This is a genomic window from Marinobacter nanhaiticus D15-8W, assembly GCF_036511935.1.
GTDB classification, from domain to species: Bacteria; Pseudomonadota; Gammaproteobacteria; order Pseudomonadales; family Oleiphilaceae; genus Marinobacter_A; species Marinobacter_A nanhaiticus.
On sequence record NZ_AP028878.1, the window covers coordinates 757,430 to 777,028 of the forward strand.

The window sequence follows — 19,599 nt, forward strand, 5'->3', positions numbered from 1 at the left end:
TGCCTTTCCTGGCGCTTGCGCGAGCGCACGTCGTGGCGGAGCGGACTCATCTGGACACTAGGTGTGCAGCGAATGGCGCCGTGATGCACGGATGACCAGCAGTCCCGCCGTACCCAACAGCAGCGCCGTGAACTTTGTCAGTGCAAACAGGGAGGCCATGAGGCTGAGGGTATCCGTGGGCTCGGAGAGGTTGCTGAGCAGGCAGATATTCTCTCCCACGTCGCTCGCCCCTGCGGCAACGAATAGTCCACGCACCCAACGTCCGGCCTGGCGTTCGCGTATGCCGGGCCGATCGAGCAGCAGGTAACCCGTCAGTGCCAACAGGGTCACCACGTAGACTACGATGAACGGCAGGTCGAGCAGAAGCGACGCCACCGCCCAGTGGCTGTTTTCCGCGCCCCAGCTGTTGAGGATCTGGATGGTCTGTTCGGCTGTGACGGCGAATTGAAGGCTAATGACGCCCTGGGGCGCCGCATAGGTTGCCAGGGGAATATTGATGGCCACGAGCGCGGCTAGCAACGCGAACGTTGTCAGGCCCAGCAGCTTGAGGTGGCGGGGCATCGGGGGCAGGGTGGCTTCACTCATGACAGGAATCGTTCCAGAATACTGTTGAGATACCGCTGGCCCAGCGGTGTGGCCTGCAGGCGGTCCTTCTCCAGCAAACCGTCAGATCGCAGTGCTGAAAGTATCGCAGCAATCTCCTGTAATGGTAAACCGGTACGCGCCTCGAATGCGGCTTCTTCGACCCCTTGCTCCAATCGCAGCACGTTCATCATGAACTCGAGCGGCAGATCTTCCCGCTCCAGAACCTGCTGGCCGGCAGTTCGACTGCCCAGTCGCTGGAGATAGGCTTCCGGCTGGCGGGTCTTCCAGAAACGACGAATCTCGCCGTTATCCGCAAAGGTGATCTTGCCGTGAGCGCCCGCGCCGAGGGCCAGGTAGTCGCCGAAACGCCAATAGTTCAGGTTGTGGCGCGAGGCCCGGCCTGGCTGGCACCAGGCTGAGATCTCGTAGGGCGTATAGCCGTTCTTTCGCAGATGGCCGTGGCCGGCCTGGTGGATATCCCAGAGTTGGTCGTCTTCCGGCAGGTCCGGCGGGCGACTGTAGAACTCGGTATTCGGTTCCAGCGTGAGCTGGTACCAGGATAGATGGGGCGGGGCATACTGCAAGGCCGAGTCGAGGTCCGCCAACGCCTGCTCGACAGTCTGACCAGGCAGGCCATGCATCAGGTCCAGGTTGAAGTTATCGAATCCTGCCTCCCGGGCGGTTGTGATCGCGCGGTGCGCATCCTGATCATCGTGAATGCGCCCGAGCTTGTGCAGTTGCTTGGGGTCGAAGCTCTGGATTCCGAGCGACAAACGGTTGATGCCGGCCTTGCGGAAGCCTTCGAAGCGGGCCTGTTCGACGGTCCCCGGGTTGGCTTCCAGGGTGATCTCGGCGTCGGCGGCAAAGGACAGATGGTTGCCGAGCAGCTCGAACAGGCGCCCATAGAAATCCGCAGACATGAGTGAAGGCGTACCCCCACCGATAAAGACTGTCTCGATGGCGCGGCCCTGAACTCCGGCCAGATCAGGCTTCAGGTCAGCTTCCAGGGCGTCGAGGTAGGCGTCTTCCGGGATGTCGGTCTTCAGGGCGTGGGAGTTGAAGTCGCAGTAGGGGCACTTGCGCACGCACCAGGGGACGTGGATGTATAGGCTCAGCGGGGGGAGCTGGAGCGCGCCGTGATGGTGGATCATGTGCCTCCGCGCAGCTTGAGGCTGGCCAGCAGCCCTTCCAGGGCCTTGCCGCGATGGCTCATGCGCCCCTTCACGCTACGTTCGAGCTCGGCTGCAGAGCAGCCGGCATCGGGGACCCAGAAAACGGGATCGTAACCGAAGCCGCCTTCGCCCACAGGCTCGCGCAGGATGCTGCCGTGCCAGACGCCATGGCAGATGATGGGGGTCGGGTCCTCGGCATGGCGCAGGTAGACCAGCACACAGTGGAATTGGGCGCCGCGCTGGTCGTCAGGCACGTCGGCCATGGCTTCGAGAAGGCGGTTAACGTTGTCCTGATCGGTGGCATTCGGGCCGGCGTAGCGTGCCGATCGAACGCCAGGGGCGCCGTCGAGGGCGTCGACCGCCAGTCCGGAGTCGTCCGCCAGGGCCGGTAAGCCAGTATGGCTGGCCGCGTGGCGCGCCTTGATCAGCGCGTTCTCCACGAAGGTGACTGCGGGTTCCTCTGCTTCGGACACGCCCAGGGACGCCTGGGATTCCACCGTCAGGTTGAGCGGCGCCAGCAGTTCGCCCAGCTCCCGGATCTTACCTGCATTGTTGCTTGCCAGTACCAGTCGTTGATTCGTCATAGCCCTGCTCAGTCGTTTACAAGTGTTTGCGCGATCCGAACCGGCATGGGGTCGCTGGCGCCGGGCACGTTGGCTTCGAGCTGGAAGGTCAGCAGTTCACCGTCACTGAACTGGAATTCAGCAATGTAGTAGACCGCCTTGCCCTCGCTAATGCGGCGGAATCCCAGGAAGCGGCTCTGGCGGATATCGTTCATGACCTGGCCTTCCACTTGGCCGGAAACCGGCTCCAGGCCAGCTTCGGTTTGTTTCAGGATGCTGACGTTGACGACGCCGATCGATTGACTGCGCACGATGTTGTACTGCTTCGCAATCTCGGGCGTCAGGAAACTGCTGGGAAAGATGCTGTAGTGCACCTGATAGTCGCCGAACTGCTGATATTGCCCGGCGTTCGCCTGGGGGGCGACCAGCAGCACACAGCCAGCGAGGAGAAATGACAGGCGTCGGATAAGCGTCTTGGCGCGCATGATGACCTCCTAGCGGGTAATCCGGTAGATCGCGATCTGCCCGAGCATATTGGGCCATAGTCGGCTGAACCAGCGGTAGCGGTGTTCACTGTCGACTACGGTACGGTTCAGGATGTGGATGTTCTTACGATAACAGAGTGCTTCGAAATCCTTGAACGTGCACAGGTGGATATTGGGGGTGTTGTACCACTTGTAAGGCAGGGTTTCGGATTCGGGCATGCGGCCACGGCGCATCAGGTACCAGCGCAGCCGCCAATAAGCGAAGTTGGGAAATGTAACGATGCCTTCGCGGCCCAGTCGGAGCATCTCATCCAGCACGACGTCAGGGCGGCGGACCGCCTGCAGGGCCTGGGTCATCAGAACCACATCGAAGCTCTGGTCCTCGAAATTGCCCAGCCCCTGCAGGTCGAGGTTCTGTTCGATCACGCTCACCCCGCGGCCCATGCAGGTCGTGATATGGTCCGGGTTGATCTCGAGGCCATAGCCGGTGGCCTGCTTTTCCTGCTGCAGGTGCGCGAGCAGGGTGCCGTCGCCGCAGCCGAGGTCCAATACGTGGCTCTCGGGACTGATCCACTTCTCGATGATTTCCAGGTCGGCCCTCATGCGTTTACCTCCCGTGCCACGCGACTCATGTAGGCGGTGAAGGTATCCATGTAACGCGGCGTCGGAATCAGGAATGCATCGTGGCCCCAGGGCGCGTCGATCTCGGCGTAGCTGACCTTCCTGCGGGCGGCGATCATGGCCTTGACCAGTTCCTCGGAGCGGGCCGGGGTGAATCGCCAGTCCGTGCTGAAGGAAAGCACCAGGAATTCGCAACGGGCCTGGGTCAGGGCCTTGGCCAGATCGTTGCCATATTCGAAGGCCGGATCGAAATAGTCCAACGCACGCGTCATCAGTAGATAGGTGTTGGCGTCGAAGGTCTCGGAAAAACGCTCTCCCTGGTACCGCAGGTAGCTCTCCACCTGGAACTCGGCATCGTAGCCGAACTTATAGGCTTCCTCCCGCAATTCGCGGCCGAACTTCTCGCCCATCGACGCATCGGACAGGTACGTTATATGGCCGACCATACGGGCTAACATCAGGCCGCGACGCGGGACGGCGTCGTGTTCGCAGTAGCGGCCATCGTGGAAATCCGGATCTGACGTAATGGCCTTGCGGGCCACTTCGTTGAACGCGATGTTCTGGGCGGTCAGGCGCGGTGTCGAGGCAATTACCACGGCATGACGGATGCGCTCGGGAAAGGACAGGCTCCACTGCAATGCCTGCATGCCACCGAGGGAGCCGCCCACGACTGCAGCCCACTGCTGGATACCCAGACGGTCGGCCAGGCGTGCCTGGCTTTCTACCCAGTCCTTTACGGTCACGACCGGAAAGTCGGGGCCATAGGCACGGCCACTATCCGGATTGATGGAAGCCGGCCCCGTACTGCCGTGGCAGCCCCCCAGATTGTTCAGGCTGACAACGAAGAAATGATTGGTATCGATTGGCTTACCGGGCCCGATACAGCTGTCCCACCAGCCTGGTTTGCGTTCGTCCATGCTGTGGAAGCCGGCAGCATGGTGATGGCCGCTCAGGGCATGGCAGATCAGCACCGCGTTGGAGGCATCGGCATTGAGTTCGCCGTAGGTTTCCACCACCAGGTCGTAGTTCGGCAGCGCCTGACCACAAGCTAACGTCAGCGGCTCCGGGAAGTGCAGGGTCTGGGGTTGGACCAACCCTACGGAATCGGGTGGCAATGAATCGGGCATCGACGCAAGGGGTTCCTGGACTGGGTTCCTGGACAACACCGGCATGATCGTTGGAAGACTCGTAGTGCCGGCCAGCGAAGCAGTTTAAAGGTGGGGGGCGAGGGCTGCAACAGCGCGTCGGGACTCACGTCATAAAACCCCCAAGAGCGGCATCAATAGCCGCTCTTGGGGGGGCGAAAGCAGAAGGGGTCAGGCGATGCCGGAGAGATTGACGACCTTCTGCTGGATCAATGTCGGTGCGGGCTTGCGAATCTGGCGGTGCATATTGTCGGCCAGTTCCAGTTGCCGGTGAAGGTCGCCGATGCTGTCTTCCAGTCGCTGGCGCTCTTCCTTCATGGTGCGCTCGTTGCGGGCCATGTCACGAATGCGGCGAATCTGGTGTTCCAGCAGCTGTTTCTGCTCCATGGAGTACTGCATGATCGGCAGCAGCGCCTCCTGGGGCCAGCGTTCGACATCGGTCCGCACGCGGTTGTGCAGGGTGCGTGCTTCTCCAACCATGACGTTGAAGAAGCGGCGAATCAGCAGTGACTGTTCGGTCAGCATGTTTTTCGGGTTACGGCGGAAGCGGTCCGCTTTCTTGCGTAGCTCACGTACCGCAATGACGTGACGGCCGGCCCGTAGCGGAATCGGCTCCAAGTGGCGGGCGCGGGTGTCCTCGTTATAGCGGCGGTAGATGGAACTGACCATCTTCTCGGCCAGTTGGCCTTCGGCCAGCAGGTTGCTGAGGTCGTTTTCCAGCAACTCGAAGAAGTGGTTCATCGCCCGGCTCATGCCCGCGGTCGTCCAGCTTTTGCTTAGCAGGCCACGGACTTTCTCGACGTGATCATCGAAACGGGCTTCGGTGACCAGGTCGATGAGCATATCCCCCTGGGACTGCATCAGCCGGCGACTGGAGCGCAGGGTGATCAGCTTCTTGTAGTAGAAGTCATAATCCTGCTGGGCCCGATCAGATAGACGTTTGAGGGCGTCCCGGTCCATCTGGGTTTCACCGCAGGCATTGAGTTCATCCTTCAACGCGTCCAGGCGGGTCTGCATCGCCGCCTGGCTATTCTGCAGCATACCCAGCAGGTCGTTGATCAGGCTCTGGGTGATCAACTGCTCCTTATGCATAAGGATGCGGTTAATGATCAGCGTTTCCAGCTCCGGCAAGCAGCTGCGCTCGAACAGCGCTTCGTTCTTCTGTACTCGGGCCAGCAGCCCTTGCTTGGCCGACACGGGGATCACGTCGTCTGCGCGAATGTTCAGGTGATCGGCCGTGTACTCACGCACCCGCTGAATGGACGCCTCGGTATGTTCTGGCCCCTGCAGGTCGTCCCAAAGCACATCGATCTTATTGAGTACGGCGAAACGACCGGCACGGTGATCGGCTTCCTCTGTGGCAATGTGTTCTTTCCAGACGGTCATGTCGCTTGCGGTAACGCCGGTGTCAGCGCTGAGCAGGAAGATCACTGCATGGGCGCTGGGCAGCATGCTGATGGTTAGTTCCGGCTCGGAACCGAGGGCGTTTAGGCCCGGCGTGTCGAGGATGCGTAGGCCGCGCTCGAAGAGGGGATGGCGGATACTGATCTGGGCGTTGCGCCAGGCCGGTACCAGCACATGGCCCGGATTGTTGCGATCATGCTCCAGCATGCTCTCGTGGAAACCCAGTTCCCGCGCCTCGCCCGGTGTGACGCTCTTGACCTGGGCCACCTCGGCCAGCACTTCGCGCATGATATCGGGCTTGCTGGCGTCGAGGTCGTAACGCTGCCAGCGTTCAGGACGCTTGCGCAGCTGCTGCAGGGAAACGTCTTCGCGGCGGGTCTCAATAGGCAGCAGGAGCAGGTAGTCCTTGCCTTCGGTGCGATCATAGAACAGCTCAGTCGGGCACATCGTGGTGCGACCGGCCTGGGAGGGCAGCATGCGCTGGCCGTACTCGGAGAAGAAGAGCGCGTTGATCAGCTCCGTCTTGCCCCGGGAATACTCACCGACGAAGGCAATCGTCAGTTCGTCTTCAATCAATAGCTCCAGGCCGCGGCGGATGCGCTGGCTGACATCGTCGGAGAACAGGTCATTGTCCTGCAGCCAGAGACGGTAGCGGGAGATTTGACGAATAAGTTCCTTCTTCCAGGTGTGGTAGGCCTCCACCTGGTGGGTCAAGCTTCCAGTTGCGTTCATGGCCAGTGCTCCGTGAAGGTGATATTTGCGACTTCAGTTGGCCTGCCCGTCCTTAGGGCAAGGCGCGACTCGCAGGCAATGGCCGCAGCCCTTGGCAAGAGGCGTAACGCAGTCCTAAGGTCGGACAGACCAACCCGCAGGGCAACCCTGTGGTGCTTCGCCACGGCGTTGCAGGCCTTGGCAAGGGCCGAGGCCATTCCCTGCGTCCTGCGTCTTGCGGCGAAGCACCACAGGGATGCTGAAGCCGTAAATATCACCTTCACGGAGCACTAACCTTCTGCGCGAATTCTCAGTCTGCGGAGACGCCGGAGTGCTCGTAGTGGGGTTGGTTGCAGCGCTAGATCACCCGTAATGCGAACCTTTCCTGCGGTCCTTTATTTTGAATACCTGTGTACTGTCTTTTCGATGTCCTGCACCTGCGTCGTCTCTTAAGACAGTTCCGGCTTATTCTAGCCATGGTAGGACGCGCGAAAAGGTGGCTCTGTGATCTGTTGCCGGTTTTCGCCCCTGGTTACCGCCAATTTATCGGCAGGGCATAGATAATTTATTGAAAATCAGTTAGCTGGCGGGACAAGCTTGGCGTGTGGTTTTTTGCGTAATTATGTAAGTGTTTGTTGGGGCGGGCAATTGGATGGCTGGGCGTGTGGCAGGCGCCGCTCAAAGAGCGACGCCGATATTGCCGAGGCCGACGCCTCGGGCCATATGTTCGATCACGATGGACACGACGTTGAGGATCAGGAACACCACGATCGGCGAGAGATCCAGTCCGCCAACCGCCGGCATGACGTTGCGGACTGGACGCATCACCGGTTCGGTGAGTTGGCCAATCAACTGGATCGCGGGGTGTGGGCTGCCGGGTGCAATCCAACTGATAATGACAATGGCCAGCACCGACCAGAAGTAGATCTTAACGATCAGCCCCAGGACGGTCACCACCGACCAGGCCAGCAAGGTCAGCGGATTGATGGCCGGCAGGCCATTGTTCAGGGCGATCAGGATCAGCAGGAAGGTGATGGTTTGGATGATGATCGCAAGCACGAGTGAGGCGCCATCAATGCCGCCCCAACCCGGAATCACCTTGCGTAGCGGACGCAGGGGCGGGTTGGTGGCCTTGACCACGAACTGGCTGATGGGGTTATAGAAGTCCGCCCGTGCCAGTTGCAACAGGAAGCGCAGCAGGACGATGGTGAGGTAGAAGGTCGATAGAATCTGTAACGTCGTAATCAGAATCTGCGCCAGCATATCAGGCTCCGTGCTCAGGTGTCGGCGTCAATAATGCGGTCGCATAGGGTGAATTTCCACCTCTATGCACAAACTTACTCGTCTTTGCTCAATTCTTTGGCGAGTTCGCCTGAGCGTTTGAAAGCGGCCTGGCCGGCCTTCTGGACCAGTTCGCGCAGGCCGCCTTCCTCAAAGGTCTTGATCGCCTGTTCGGTGGTGCCGCCGGGGGACATGACGTTGCGTTTGAGTTGCGCCGGCTCGTCCGGCCCTCGCGCGGCCATTTCAGCGGCACCGGCCATGGTCTGGATCGCCAGTTGGCGCGCGGTCATTGCGTCCAGGCCATTGCTGATGGCCGCTTCTTCCAGCGCTTCCAGTATCAGGAAAAAGTAGGCGGGGCCACTGCCTGACAGGGCGGTGACCGAGTGCAGCAGGTCCTCATTGTCCACCCAAACCGCGACACCGATGCTTTCGAAAATGGCCGTAACTGCATCGCGTTGCTCGCTACCAACTTCGTCGGTAGCGTAGAGGCCGGCCGCGCCCTTGCCGACCAGCGATGGCGTGTTGGGCATGACGCGTACCACCGGTAGGCCGCCGCCAAGCCACTGGTCCAGGGTGGCGGATTCCAGCCCGGCGGCGATTGAAACCATTAGCGGCCGGGTATTCTGCACCACTGGGGCGATGTCCTGGCAGACGGCCCGCATGACCTGGGGTTTGACTGCGAGCACGATGATGTCGGCTTGCTGGGCGCAATGGCGGTTGTCGGTGGTGACGCTGACGCCGAAGCGATTGCGGATTTTCTGCAGGTGATCATCGTCTGGGGCGCTGACCCAGATATTATCGGCGTTGTAACCGTTCTCGAGCATGCCGCCAATAATGGCGCTCGCCATGTTGCCGGCACCAATGAATGCAATCGTCTGGGATGTGCTCACGCTGGAACTCCGTCAGTCTGGTAAAAAGGTCAATCTGGATGCAAAAGTTCTGGCTACAAAACAAGGGCGTCTGGAACCCGATAATAACAGCAGACTAGCTATCGCGGGCACCAAACAGTGCTGTGCCGACACGCACGATGGTGGCACCTTCCTCAATCGCCGTCTCCATGTCGTCGCTCATACCCATCGACAGGGTGTCGAGACCTTCGGCGTCGGGGTTCGCCTCGCGCAGTTGGTTTAGTGCCGTTGCAAGTGCGCGGAAGCTTTCTCGCAGGCTTGCCTCGGACTGGTCGGGGTCGGGTATGGCCATCAGTCCCCTCAGTCTCAGGCCTGGCAGCTGAATGACGTCTTCGGCCAACTGGGGAATCGATGTCAGTGTCGCACCGGCCTTGGTGTCTTCGTTGTCGACGTTGACCTGAAGGCAGATATTCAGCGGCGGTTTACTCTCGGGGCGTTGGTCGCTCAGGCGGCGGGCGATCTTGAGGCGGTCGACGCTGTGGACCCAGTCGAAGTGAGCGGCGATGTCCCGCGTCTTGTTGGACTGGATCGGGCCGATGAAGTGCCATTCCAGATTGCGCAGGTCGGCCAGGGCGGCCATCTTCTCCAGCGCCTCCTGCACGTAATTTTCGCCGAACGAAAGTTGTCCTGCCGCTGCCGCCGCACGAATGTCCTCGGGTGGTTTTCGCTTGCTTACAGCCAGGAGTCGAACGCTCTCAGGAGGCCGGTTGGCGGCCTTTGTTGCTTTTTGTATGCGTCGGGTTACGCCCCCAATATTGTCTGCTATGCTGCCCATTCAGAACCTCTGGTCGAAACTTGCGCCCATTCTGGCTTGGTCTCAAAGGGGACACAAGACGGGCTCGAGTTGGAGCTGCAAAAGCGTCTCCGGAGCTGTGCGGTGAAATCGACACCGGTTAGCGTTCAGCTATCCGATACCAAAGAAACAACCAAGTTATAGCAACAACAGAACCAAGAAAAAGCCTTCCGAGGAATTCTGATGGATATAACTGAACTCCTGGCCTTCTCGGCGAAACAGGGCGCGTCGGACTTGCACCTGTCTGCCGGACTGCCACCGATGATCCGTGTCGACGGCGATGTGCGGCGGATCAACCTGCCTCCCATGGAGCACAAAGAAGTCCATTCGCTCATTTATGACATCATGAATGACAAGCAGCGGAAGGACTACGAAGAATTCCTCGAGACCGACTTCTCCTTCGAAGTGCCTGGCGTGGCCCGCTTCCGTGTCAACGCATTCAACCAGAATCGGGGCGCCGGCGCGGTGTTCCGGACTATCCCCTCCAAGGTACTGACCATGGAAGATCTGGGCATGGGCCAGGTCTTCAAGGATGTCTCTTCTGTTCCGCGTGGCCTGGTGCTCGTTACGGGACCGACCGGTTCCGGTAAGTCGACCACGCTGGCGGCGATGCTCGACTACATCAACGACAGTCGTTACGAGCATATCCTCACCATCGAGGACCCGATCGAATTCGTGCACGAATCCAAGAAGTGCCTGGTGAACCAGCGGGAAGTCCATCGCGATACCCTGGGCTTCAACGAGGCCTTGCGCTCGGCCCTGCGGGAAGACCCCGACATTATCCTGGTCGGTGAGCTTCGGGACCTGGAAACCATTCGCCTGGCGCTGACCGCTGCCGAAACCGGTCACCTGGTTTTCGGCACCCTGCATACCACCTCCGCCGCCAAGACCATCGACCGTATCGTTGACGTGTTCCCGGCGGAAGAAAAATCCATGGTCCGCTCGATGCTCTCCGAATCCCTGCAGGCGGTTATCTCCCAGACCCTGATGAAGAAGGTCGGCGGCGGCCGGGTGGCGGCTCACGAGATCATGATCGGCACTTCGGCAATCCGGAACCTGATCCGGGAAGATAAGGTCGCGCAGATGTATTCGGCGATCCAGACTGGTGGTTCAATCGGCATGCAGACCCTCGACCAATGCCTGCAGCGCATGCTGCAAAAAGGTCTGATTACCCGCGAAGCGGCACGGACCAAGGCCAAGATGCCGGACAACTTCTAAAACCGGTCCTTTCCCGGTGTTAGACGTTCAGTGTGCCTTCGGGTGCAGACGTATGAGTAACAGGTGAACTGATGGAATTTGAAAAACTGCTGCGGTTGATGGTGGAGAAAGGCGGTTCTGACCTCTTCATTACGGCCGGTGTGCCACCCAGCATGAAGGTCAACGGCAAGGTGCTCCCCGTCACGAAGAACGCGCTGACGCCGGAACAGACCCGCGAATTCGTCTACGGCGCGATGAATGACAAGCAGCGCGCCGAGTTCGACGAAACCCACGAGTGCAACTTTGCGATCAGTGCCCGGGGCATCGGCCGTTTCCGGGTTAGCGCCTTCTTCCAGCGCAATATCTGCGGCATGGTGCTGCGTCGGATCGAGGTCAAGATCCCGCAGTTGGATGACCTGTCCCTGCCGGATATCATCAAGGACTTGGCGATGACCAAGCGGGGGCTGATCATCTTCGTGGGCGCCACCGGCACCGGTAAGTCCACCTCGCTGGCGGCGATGATCGGTCACCGTAACCGCAATTCCCGCGGCCATATTATTTCTATCGAGGATCCGATCGAGTTCGTCCATCAGCATCAGGGCTGCATCGTCACCCAGCGTGAGGTGGGTATCGACACGGAAAGCTTTGAGGTGGCCCTGAAAAACACGCTACGGCAGGCGCCCGATGTGATACTGATCGGGGAGGTGCGGACCAAGCAGACCATGGAATACGCGGTGCAATTCGCCGAAACCGGTCACCTGTGTCTGGCCACCCTGCACGCCAACAACGCGAACCAGGCGCTGGATCGGATTATCCAGTTCTTCAATCCGGAACAGCATAACCAGATCTGGATGGACCTTTCCCTTAACCTTAAAGCCGTCGTGGCCCAGCAATTGGTGCCGACGCCGGATGGCAAAGGACGCCGCGCGGTCATCGAGGTATTGATCAATACCCCTCTGGCCCAGGACCTGATCCGCAAGGGTGAAGTTCACAAACTGAAGGAACTAATGTCCAAATCCACCGAAATGGGCATGCAGACCTTTGACCAGGCGCTTTACCGACTCTACGCTGAAGGTGCGATCACCTACGAAGACGCGTTGGCCCATGCGGATTCGGCCAACGACCTGCGTCTGATGATCAAGCTGGGTGCCGATGCGGCCGGTTCTGATAAGCTTTCATCCACGGTCGACAAGCTGTCGATCCAGGACGATTAGGAATAGGGGGCCGGAAAATTCGGCCCCGCTTTCCTGTTCGCCGTACGTCCTGCTCTATTGAAGGCGTGACCGGCCCGGTCACGCCTCGATACCCGGCCTTTCCACGCTCGAAAGAACGTCCAGTCTCGAAAGACTTCGCGGTTCTGGAACTTCGTCGTCTTGCAAGAGTCTGCAGTTCGGAAGAGACAGTCTCCAGATAGTCGAAAGACAAGCGATTGTAATAACTAACAATATGCAATCCAAATGGGTTGCCTTAGCATTTGAGGCCAGCGCTGGCTCGTGCGTATACTCGCGTCCCTACGACTTTAGGCGGAGATCCAATAACATGCGAAATAACAAGACCTTGTCACGTGCAATCGTCGCTTCAGCTCTCTCATCAACATTCTGTGCCCCTGCCGTCATGGCTGGTGGTTTTGCATTGAACGAACAGAGCGCCAGCGCGATGGGTGCGGCCAATGCCGGTACCGCAGCCAATCCAGAAAACGCCACAACCGTTTACTTTAACCCGGCGGGCATGAGCCAGCTGTCGGGCACCAATATCTCCTTTGGTGCGGCGGTACTGGACATCGATGCCGAGGCAAAGAAAGAGACGGCGAGTGCGAGGAACACGCTTGGGCAGCCTGTAAGCGGCTCTAATGGCGGCGACATTGCCGATCTCGCTGTTCTGCCGAACTTTTTCATGACCCATGAACTCAACGATACTGTGGATGTGGGCTTTGGCATCCATGCCCCCTACGGTTTGGCGGCAGACTACGAGAACGATTTCGTTGGCCGTTTCTTTGCCGATAAGACCGAGCTGCAAGTGATCTCGTTTAGCCCGTCCATTGCCCTGAATAATGGTGAAGGATTCTCCCTCGGCTTTGGCGTGAACGTACTTTATGCCGAAGGGCGTCTGAGCAAGTATCAGGATTACAGCGGTAACGAAGCGCAGTTGCGCCAGCTGGGCTATGCCGGCCCGGCCCTGGAGCAAGGCTATTTCGATGTCGAAGGCGATGATGTTGGCGCAACCTTCTCCTTTGGCCTGTTGTATGAGCTAACAGAACGTACGCAAATCGGCTTGTCGGGCCAGACAGGGACCGAACTGGAACTGGAGGGGGATGCCAAGCTGTCCAACTTTCCGCAAGTCTCCTTGGGAGCGGGCGGTCTTGACGTCAACGTTGCAAACGTCAGGGAGAATGCGGTTGTGCCGCTCGAGATTCCCGAGAGCCTGACCTTTGGCGTTCGCCACCAGCTCACGGATACCGTCACGCTGCTGGCAGGTGCGACGTGGGCCAAATGGAGTCGCTTCGAAGCGCTCGACGTGGAGAGTGATGAAGAAGGCGGTGCAATCTCTGCCGTTGGCGGTCCCAAATATGGCGACGAAGATATCATTGGCCATGTCTCCGAAAACTGGAAAGACACATGGCAAGTGAACGTCGGTGCCATCTGGCAGGCGACCCCGGAGTGGGCGTTCAAGGCCGGGTACGCGTATGACGAGTCGCCGGTGAACGAGAACTTCCGTACCGCGCGTATTCCATCGGATGATCGCCAGTGGCTCACCCTTGGCACCCAGTACGCCCACGCCCAGTCCGGTTGGACGGTCGATGTCGCAGCCGGTGTTCTGCTGTTCGACGACGTCGACGTCAACGAACAGGAGTATACGGTTGACGACGAGCCGGCCGAAGGCGCAGCAAGCTATTCAGCAACTTATGAGCTGAGCGCCTGGGGCGCAGCGGTACAGGTCAGCAAGGCATTCTGATACGCGAGTACCGATCGACGTGACGAACAGGCAGGCCCCCGGGCCTGCCTGTTTTTTTGGGTGCTCAAAAAAGCAGCTGGGTGCGCACTCGGTCTTGCACTCAGCTTGAATCAATGAGCGGGTACGACCATCTTGCGTCCACGGTAAGTGATCGTCCGGGTCTTACCCTCGCCTTCTGCTGCGGATGCGGGCGCAGGTGGCTCCGTCAGGGCCTGCCCACGATAGCGTTTGTCTTCCGAGCCTGGTGTGGCGTCTTCGTCAGTGAGTTCGGGGACCTGCTCGATAAGTTCTTCCCAAGTCCGGGTTAGGTGCGATGAGCGCGATTGCTTTGCATACGAGGCGAGGCGTTGTTCCAGATCTTCATCGGTCAGGTGAAGCTTAACGCCGAATTCAGCCAGTATCAGCCTACGACACTGGTGCACGAGCTTGAGTAGTCCGCGGTCCAGCAGCCAACTGCGTTCTGGTGCTAGCGTCATCATCATTTTTACCTCGGTGATTGGGCGCGCCGCGGGCGGCGGCCGGTTCCACGACATGATAGATGCCGATCAGGTTTGTTTTTTATCGGTATTGGTGTTTAAAGCGAAAAATGTGCCGGCCGGAGATGTCATAAAAGTACGTGGTTTTGCTTACCTTTCCGGAAATTGTGCACGCTATTCTGGCGCGGCGCCCTAAAAGAGGGCGGCTTCGCGTGGTGCATTCCTTGATCTTTCGCATTGACCGGGGCGACGGCTGCGCCTAAAGTGCCCGCCATATAAAATGACGCTTCTGTCATCTGAGGTTTGAGCCTCGAATAAATACGCAAGCGGTGCTCGCGCAAGCGAGTGAAACGGGAAACTGGTGAAAATCCAGTGCTGCCCCCGCAACGGTAAACAGTGAACGACGACATGATCGGCGTGTTGACGCTTCCGGAGCCATTCCGGAGTGTTCAGGCGCGCCCGCCACTGGGCTACGGCCCGGGAAGGCGTTGTCGTCCACATCGCTTAGCGATGTCATTGTGAGCCCGGAGACCGGCCGTTTGCACTTTTCCCCGTCTTTTCAGTCGGGGGCCTGACATGCGGTGTAGCGGAGGGCTTCACCGGTGGCTACCTGCCCTACGCCAGCAGCCGCTCGTCCCTCTACTCGCCCGTTCATCCGACGCTGTCTTGATGAAGGACGACATAGTGAAGAACCCAGCCCGACTTTTCCTTGGCCTGATGGCCGGCATCATTTCCTCCACGCTGTCTGCGGAGACCCTCAATCCCCTGGTTATTACCCCGACCCGTACGGCGCAGACGGTGGATGAGGCGAATGCTTCGGTGACGGTCATTAGTCGAGAGGATATTGAGCGAAGCACGGCGATGACGGTTGAACAGGTTCTACGTGCGGTGCCGGGTGTTTCGGTGACCAGCACCGGAGGTCCGGGTAAACAGTCCAGCGTTTTTATGCGGGGGTCCAATTCCGACCATGTGTTGGTATTGGTCGACGGGGTTAAAGTCGGTGGAGCTACTGCCGGCACGGCCCAGTTGGAGAATATCCCGTTGGCGTTGGTGGACCATATTGAAGTCGTCAAAGGCCCCCGTTCGAGTCTCTATGGTTCTGAGGCTATTGGCGGCGTTATCCAGATTTTTACGCGCCGTGGCACCGTCGAGCCGGAGATCATTTCCGAGGTGATTGCCGGGAACAATGGAACTTCAAGGCTTACCCAGCACTTTGGCGGCACTACAGGCAATACGGCCTACAGCCTATCGGCATCGATGTACGACACCGACGGGGTCGATTCCCAACCGGGCGGTGGGCAAAGCGACAACGATGGTTTTGAGACTAAATCGTTGGCTGCGAGCCTGGATCAGTGGGTGTCGGATAGTCTGGCGCTGGGTGTGAACTTCATGCATGCCCAGGGAAAAAACGACTACGACGGTGACGCCGCGTTCGGCGATCGATACTGGAATGAATTCGTCCAGCAGTCGGGGCGGTTCTTCGTCGACTACTTCGCCTCGGATAACGTGTCAATTCGCGCCCAGCTTGGCTTCGGGCGAGAGACGAACGAGAACTTTATCGATACAGGTGACTTTTTCGACTATGAAACCCGCCGTCGCCAGTATCTGCTTCAGGGTGATATCAGCCTGACGACGCATCAATTGCTGACCATCGGGCTGGAGCGCGTTGACGAGGAAGTTGATGCTTCGACCCAGTACACCGAGAGTGAGCGATACAACAATGCCGTTTTCGTCCAATGGCAGACCGTCGCCCAGCCGCTCCATGTGACGGCTTCTCTTCGCCATGATGACAATGAAAGTTTTGGGGAAGAAACGACGGGGATCTTGTCGGTCGGATATCAGGTGGCAGAGTTCTTCCGTCCCTACGCCAGCTATGGGACGGGCTTCAAGGCGCCCACTTTCAATGACCTGTATTCCCCGTTTGGTGCGAATCCGGATCTGGAGGCCGAAACCTCAGAAACATACGAAGCAGGCCTCAAGGGAAACGCGGGACGCTTTTCATACGAGTTGGCAGTCTACAAGACCAACTTTGACGAGTTGATCGTATTGGGTCCTCCACCATCTTATATCCCCTATAACGTCAATCGAGCGACTGCTGAAGGGGCTGAGTTAAGCGCTGCCTATGAGGCGAGCGACTGGTCCGTTGAAGTCGGCGCTGGCTATACCCGCGCGACCAACGATGAAACGGGTGATCAACTCGAGCGTCGTCCAAAATGGAACGGACGCTTGGCCGGTGCCAAGGTGTTTGGGAAGACCGAACTGAATCTAGAATTGCTTGGACGCACCGACGCCGTCGATACTGGCGGTGGCCATGTTCCGGGATACGTTATGACCAACGTGGGGGCAACGTACAAGGCGACTGAGTCGCTGGATCTCGGGCTGGATGTGACGAACCTGCTAGACCAGGAAGCAATCACAGCCGCCGGCTACGCTGGCCAGGTTCGAGAGGTGCTGGCAACGGTGCGGTATACCTACTAGGAGACAAATCGAGTAGGCGCAGAAACAAGACGGAGAAGAGGCGAGGCGCTTAATGCGCCTCGTCCCAGTTGTCCCCGACACCCGCCTCGACTAACAGCGGGACATCCAGTTCCGCAGCCTTGGACATACGCTCGGTCAATCCGGCGATCACCTTGTCGATAGCGGATTCCTTCACCTCCAGGATCAGTTCGTCGTGCACCTGCATGACCATGCGGGCCTCTTCAGCGTGACTGTCCAGCAGCCAATTCTCTACGGTGACCATCGCCCGCTTGATGATGTCCGCAGCGGTCCCCTGCATGGGGGCGTTGATGGCGGTGCGCTCGGCGGCCTGTTGCATCTGCTTGTTGCGCGCGTTGATCTCCGGCAAATAGAGGCGGCGACCGAACAGGGTTTCCACATACCCCTGGTCGTGGGCCAGTTTGCGGATGTTGTCCATGTAGTCGGCGACGCCCGGATAGCGGTGGAAGTACAGATCGATATACTCCTGCGCTACCTTGCGTTCGACGCCGAGTTGACGGGACAGGCCGAAGGCGGACATGCCGTAGATCAGACCAAAGTTGATTGCCTTTGCACTACGGCGCTGCTCGCCGGTGACATCTTCCACAGGCGTGTCGAATACTTCGGCGGCGGTGGCGCGATGGATGTCCTTGCCCTCGGCGAAGGCCTTGAGCAGACTCTTGTCGCCGGACAAGTGGGCCATGATGCGCAGTTCGATCTGGGAATAGTCCGCCGCAACCAGCTTGTAGCCTTCCGGTGCGATAAAGGCCTGGCGGATGCGCCGCCCTTCTTCCGTTCGGATGGGAATGTTCTGCAGGTTGGGTTCGGAAGATGACAGGCGACCTGTCGCGGCTACTGCCTGGTGGTAGGACGTATGGACGCGGCCTGTTCGGGGGCTGACCATCTCCGGCAGCCGATCGGTATAGGTGGATTTGAGCTTGCTCAGACTGCGGTGTTCCAGGATCAGGTGCGGCAGTTTGTACTCGTGAGCCAGTTCCTGCAGTACCGGTTCCGCAGTGGAAGGTGCGCCTTTCGGGGTTTTCTTGATTACCGGCAAACCAAGCTTCTCATAGAAGATGGCCTGCAACTGTTTGGGCGATCCCAGGTTGAAAGGCTCGCCGGCCTCTTCGTGGGCGGCCTGCTCCAGCTCTGCCATGCGTATGGCCAATTCCTGACTATGGCGCCGGAGGGTGGCGCTGTCCAGCATCACGCCGCGCTGCTCCATATGCGACAGCACCGGTACCAAGGGCAAGTCAATGTTCTGGTAGACCGAATCGAGTTTGGGCTCGGCAGCCAGTTTCGGACGCAGGGTGCGATGCAGACGCAGGGTGATATCTGCATCTTCAGCGGCATAGGGGCCAGCCTGCTCCAGGGAAATCTGGTTGAAGGTGAGCTGCTTGGCACCCTTGCCGGCGATGGATTCGAACGAAATCGTGGCCTCGCCCAGGTATTTCAGGGCAAGACTGTCCATATCATGGCGTGATGCCGTGGAGTTCAGTACGTAGGACTCCAGCATCGTATCTTCCGTGATCCCCTCCAGGGAAATGCCGTGGTTGGCGAGTACGTTCTTGTCGTACTTGAGGTTCTGGCCGACCTTTTTCTGGCTGGAATCTTCCAGCAGGGGTTTAAGCTGGCCGAGTACGTAGTTTGGCTCCAGTTGTTCAGGGGCACCCATGTAATCGTGGCCAAATGGGACGTAAGCCGCTTCGCCGGGCTCAATGGCGAAGGAGACACCCACGACTTCGGCCGTGGAGTAGTTAAGGCTGGTGGTCTCGGTATCGAAGGCGAAAATATCGGCTTTCTTCAGGCGCTCGACCCACTCGTCGAACTCCGCTTTATCGGTCACTGTCGAATAATGCTTTTCCGGCGTCTCGGGCGTCGACTCCTCGCTGGAAACATCGACGACGCCTTCCTGGCGGCTGAGCTCGTCCACCCAGGTCTTGAATTCCAGCTCCTTGAACATGGCCAGCAGTTTTTCCCGGTCGGGCTCGTCCGGCTGTACGTCGGTAATACCGAACTCCAACTCGACGTCGACCTTGATGGTAGCCAATTCGCGGCTGAGCGGCAGGATTTCACTGGCGGCACGCAGGTTGTCGCCGATCTTGCCCTTGATCTCGTCGGCGTGTTCAACCAGCTTGTCCAGGTTTTCGTAGGACTGCAGCCACTTCACTGCAGTTTTCGGCCCGCATTTCTCCACCCCGGGAATGTTGTCCACCTTGTCGCCCACGAGGGCGAGGTAATCGACGATCTGCTCGGGCCCAATACCGAACTTCTCCTTCACGCCCTCGCGGTCCATGGTGGTTTCGGTCATGGTATTGACCAACGTCACATGATCGCTGACCAGCTGAGCCATATCCTTGTCGCCGGTGGAAATCACCACGTCCACGCCTTTGGCGGTCGCCTCGCAGGCTAGAGTGCCGATAACGTCATCGGCCTCGACGTTGGGTACGATCAACAGGGGCAGCCCCATGGCGCGGATAATCTCGTGGATCGGCGCGATCTGGGTGGCCAGGTCTTCGGGCATCGGGGGCCGGTGGGCCTTGTATTCCTCGTAGAGTTCGTGGCGGAAGGTCTTGCCCTTGGCATCGAACACTACGACGACCTTCGAGCCCGGGAAGTCCTGGTCGAGACGCCGGATCATGCTGATCACACCCTTTATCGCGCCGGTCGGCTGTCCTTTGCTGGTCGTCAGCGGGGGCAGGGCGTGAAAGGCGCGAAACAGGTAGGACGATCCGTCGACGAGAACTACCGGTGGCGTCTGTGTCTGACTCATAGGTGCTGGATTCCGGTTGTGTAGGTGGCGGCGTTATGTAAATCTCAGGAAAATACCG

At 59.1% G+C, this 19,599-nt stretch carries 16 protein-coding genes and 1 riboswitch; of the genes, 4 read left to right on the plus strand and 12 right to left on the minus strand.

The genetic code is table 11. From position 1 onward, the window contains the following. Positions 1–57: 57 nt before the first annotated feature. From RE428_RS03335 to RE428_RS03380, 10 genes are all read right to left on the minus strand, one after another. Complete coding sequence (locus RE428_RS03335; protein WP_004578953.1) at positions 58–585, minus strand: hypothetical protein; 528 nt, start codon at positions 583–585, stop codon at positions 58–60. Continuing rightward, a complete protein-coding gene (hemW, locus tag RE428_RS03340) occupies positions 582–1,736 on the minus strand; it encodes a radical SAM family heme chaperone HemW (RefSeq protein WP_004578952.1) in 1,155 nt (384 codons plus the stop codon). Before hemW ends, RE428_RS03335 begins: the two co-directional genes overlap by 4 nt. Then, positions 1,733–2,341, minus strand: coding sequence for an RdgB/HAM1 family non-canonical purine NTP pyrophosphatase (rdgB, locus tag RE428_RS03345; protein ID WP_004578951.1), 609 nt, complete (start codon positions 2,339–2,341; stop codon positions 1,733–1,735). Before rdgB ends, hemW begins: the two co-directional genes overlap by 4 nt. Positions 2,342–2,349: 8 nt before the next feature. Then, positions 2,350–2,805 (minus strand): DUF4426 domain-containing protein, encoded by a 456-nt coding sequence (locus RE428_RS03350; RefSeq protein ID WP_004578950.1) that lies wholly within the window; start codon positions 2,803–2,805, stop codon positions 2,350–2,352. A 9-nt stretch (positions 2,806–2,814) separates the two neighbouring features. Continuing rightward, complete coding sequence (gene metW, locus RE428_RS03355) at positions 2,815–3,408, minus strand: methionine biosynthesis protein MetW (RefSeq protein WP_004578949.1); 594 nt, start codon at positions 3,406–3,408, stop codon at positions 2,815–2,817. Further along, positions 3,405–4,553 (minus strand): homoserine O-succinyltransferase MetX, encoded by a 1,149-nt coding sequence (metX, locus tag RE428_RS03360; protein ID WP_004578948.1) that lies wholly within the window; start codon positions 4,551–4,553, stop codon positions 3,405–3,407. The genes metW and metX overlap by 4 nt, the downstream gene beginning before the upstream one ends. Before the next feature lie 189 nt (positions 4,554–4,742). Further along, positions 4,743–6,707 (minus strand): dynamin family protein, encoded by a 1,965-nt coding sequence (locus RE428_RS03365; RefSeq protein WP_004578947.1) that lies wholly within the window; start codon positions 6,705–6,707, stop codon positions 4,743–4,745. Between the two features lie 657 nt (positions 6,708–7,364). After that, positions 7,365–7,949, minus strand: coding sequence for a YggT family protein (locus RE428_RS03370; RefSeq protein ID WP_004578945.1), 585 nt, complete (start codon positions 7,947–7,949; stop codon positions 7,365–7,367). Between the two features lie 74 nt (positions 7,950–8,023). Beyond that, a complete protein-coding gene (gene proC, locus RE428_RS03375; protein ID WP_004578944.1) occupies positions 8,024–8,857 on the minus strand; it encodes a pyrroline-5-carboxylate reductase in 834 nt (277 codons plus the stop codon). Between the two features lie 94 nt (positions 8,858–8,951). Then, complete coding sequence (locus tag RE428_RS03380) at positions 8,952–9,650, minus strand: YggS family pyridoxal phosphate-dependent enzyme (RefSeq protein ID WP_004578943.1); 699 nt, start codon at positions 9,648–9,650, stop codon at positions 8,952–8,954. Positions 9,651–9,851: 201 nt separating this feature from the next. Between RE428_RS03380 and RE428_RS03385 the strand changes: the two genes are divergently transcribed. From RE428_RS03385 to RE428_RS03395, 3 genes are all read left to right on the plus strand, one after another. Next, on the plus strand, positions 9,852–10,886 hold the full coding sequence (locus RE428_RS03385; RefSeq protein ID WP_004578942.1) for a type IV pilus twitching motility protein PilT: 1,035 nt from the start codon (positions 9,852–9,854) through the stop codon (positions 10,884–10,886). A 71-nt stretch (positions 10,887–10,957) separates the two neighbouring features. Beyond that, complete coding sequence (locus RE428_RS03390) at positions 10,958–12,079, plus strand: PilT/PilU family type 4a pilus ATPase (protein ID WP_004578941.1); 1,122 nt, start codon at positions 10,958–10,960, stop codon at positions 12,077–12,079. Positions 12,080–12,404: 325 nt separating this feature from the next. Beyond that, on the plus strand, positions 12,405–13,817 hold the full coding sequence (locus RE428_RS03395; protein WP_004578940.1) for an OmpP1/FadL family transporter: 1,413 nt from the start codon (positions 12,405–12,407) through the stop codon (positions 13,815–13,817). Positions 13,818–13,927: 110 nt separating this feature from the next. Here the strand turns inward: RE428_RS03395 and RE428_RS03400 are convergent, their stop codons facing one another. Beyond that, positions 13,928–14,299, minus strand: a complete 372-nt coding sequence (locus RE428_RS03400) for a hypothetical protein (protein ID WP_004578939.1) — start codon at positions 14,297–14,299, stop codon at positions 13,928–13,930. Positions 14,300–14,603: 304 nt separating this feature from the next. Then, a riboswitch (cobalamin riboswitch) is annotated at positions 14,604–14,847 on the plus strand. A 163-nt stretch (positions 14,848–15,010) separates the two neighbouring features. On the opposite strand from RE428_RS03400, the gene RE428_RS03405 reads away from it, so the two are divergent. Then, on the plus strand, positions 15,011–16,771 hold the full coding sequence (locus RE428_RS03405; protein WP_169334047.1) for a TonB-dependent receptor domain-containing protein: 1,761 nt from the start codon (positions 15,011–15,013) through the stop codon (positions 16,769–16,771). A 49-nt stretch (positions 16,772–16,820) separates the two neighbouring features. Here the strand turns inward: RE428_RS03405 and polA are convergent, their stop codons facing one another. Next, entirely contained in the window at positions 16,821–19,541 is a 2,721-nt protein-coding gene (polA, locus tag RE428_RS03410; protein ID WP_004578937.1) for a DNA polymerase I, read from the minus strand. Between the last annotated feature and the right edge of the window lie 58 nt (positions 19,542–19,599).

Bases quoted from the DNA above. Each gene is read 5' to 3' on its own strand.
- RE428_RS03335 (WP_004578953.1), bottom strand. From the start codon at position 585: ATGAGTGAAGCCACCCTGCCCCCGATGCCCCGCCACCTCAAGCTGCTG.
- hemW (WP_004578952.1), bottom strand. From the start codon at position 1,736: ATGATCCACCATCACGGCGCGCTCCAGCTCCCCCCGCTGAGCCTATAC.
- rdgB (WP_004578951.1), bottom strand. From the start codon at position 2,341: ATGACGAATCAACGACTGGTACTGGCAAGCAACAATGCAGGTAAGATC.
- RE428_RS03350 (WP_004578950.1), bottom strand. From the start codon at position 2,805: ATGCGCGCCAAGACGCTTATCCGACGCCTGTCATTTCTCCTCGCTGGC.
- metW (WP_004578949.1), bottom strand. From the start codon at position 3,408: ATGAGGGCCGACCTGGAAATCATCGAGAAGTGGATCAGTCCCGAGAGC.
- metX (WP_004578948.1), bottom strand. From the start codon at position 4,553: ATGCCCGATTCATTGCCACCCGATTCCGTAGGGTTGGTCCAACCCCAG.
- RE428_RS03365 (WP_004578947.1), bottom strand. From the start codon at position 6,707: ATGAACGCAACTGGAAGCTTGACCCACCAGGTGGAGGCCTACCACACC.
- RE428_RS03370 (WP_004578945.1), bottom strand. From the start codon at position 7,949: ATGCTGGCGCAGATTCTGATTACGACGTTACAGATTCTATCGACCTTC.
- RE428_RS03380 (WP_004578943.1), bottom strand. From the start codon at position 9,650: ATGGGCAGCATAGCAGACAATATTGGGGGCGTAACCCGACGCATACAA.
- RE428_RS03385 (WP_004578942.1), top strand. From the start codon at position 9,852: ATGGATATAACTGAACTCCTGGCCTTCTCGGCGAAACAGGGCGCGTCG.
- RE428_RS03390 (WP_004578941.1), top strand. From the start codon at position 10,958: ATGGAATTTGAAAAACTGCTGCGGTTGATGGTGGAGAAAGGCGGTTCT.
- RE428_RS03395 (WP_004578940.1), top strand. From the start codon at position 12,405: ATGCGAAATAACAAGACCTTGTCACGTGCAATCGTCGCTTCAGCTCTC.
- RE428_RS03400 (WP_004578939.1), bottom strand. From the start codon at position 14,299: ATGATGATGACGCTAGCACCAGAACGCAGTTGGCTGCTGGACCGCGGA.
- RE428_RS03405 (WP_169334047.1), top strand. From the start codon at position 15,011: ATGGCCGGCATCATTTCCTCCACGCTGTCTGCGGAGACCCTCAATCCC.
- polA (WP_004578937.1), bottom strand. From the start codon at position 19,541: ATGAGTCAGACACAGACGCCACCGGTAGTTCTCGTCGACGGATCGTCC.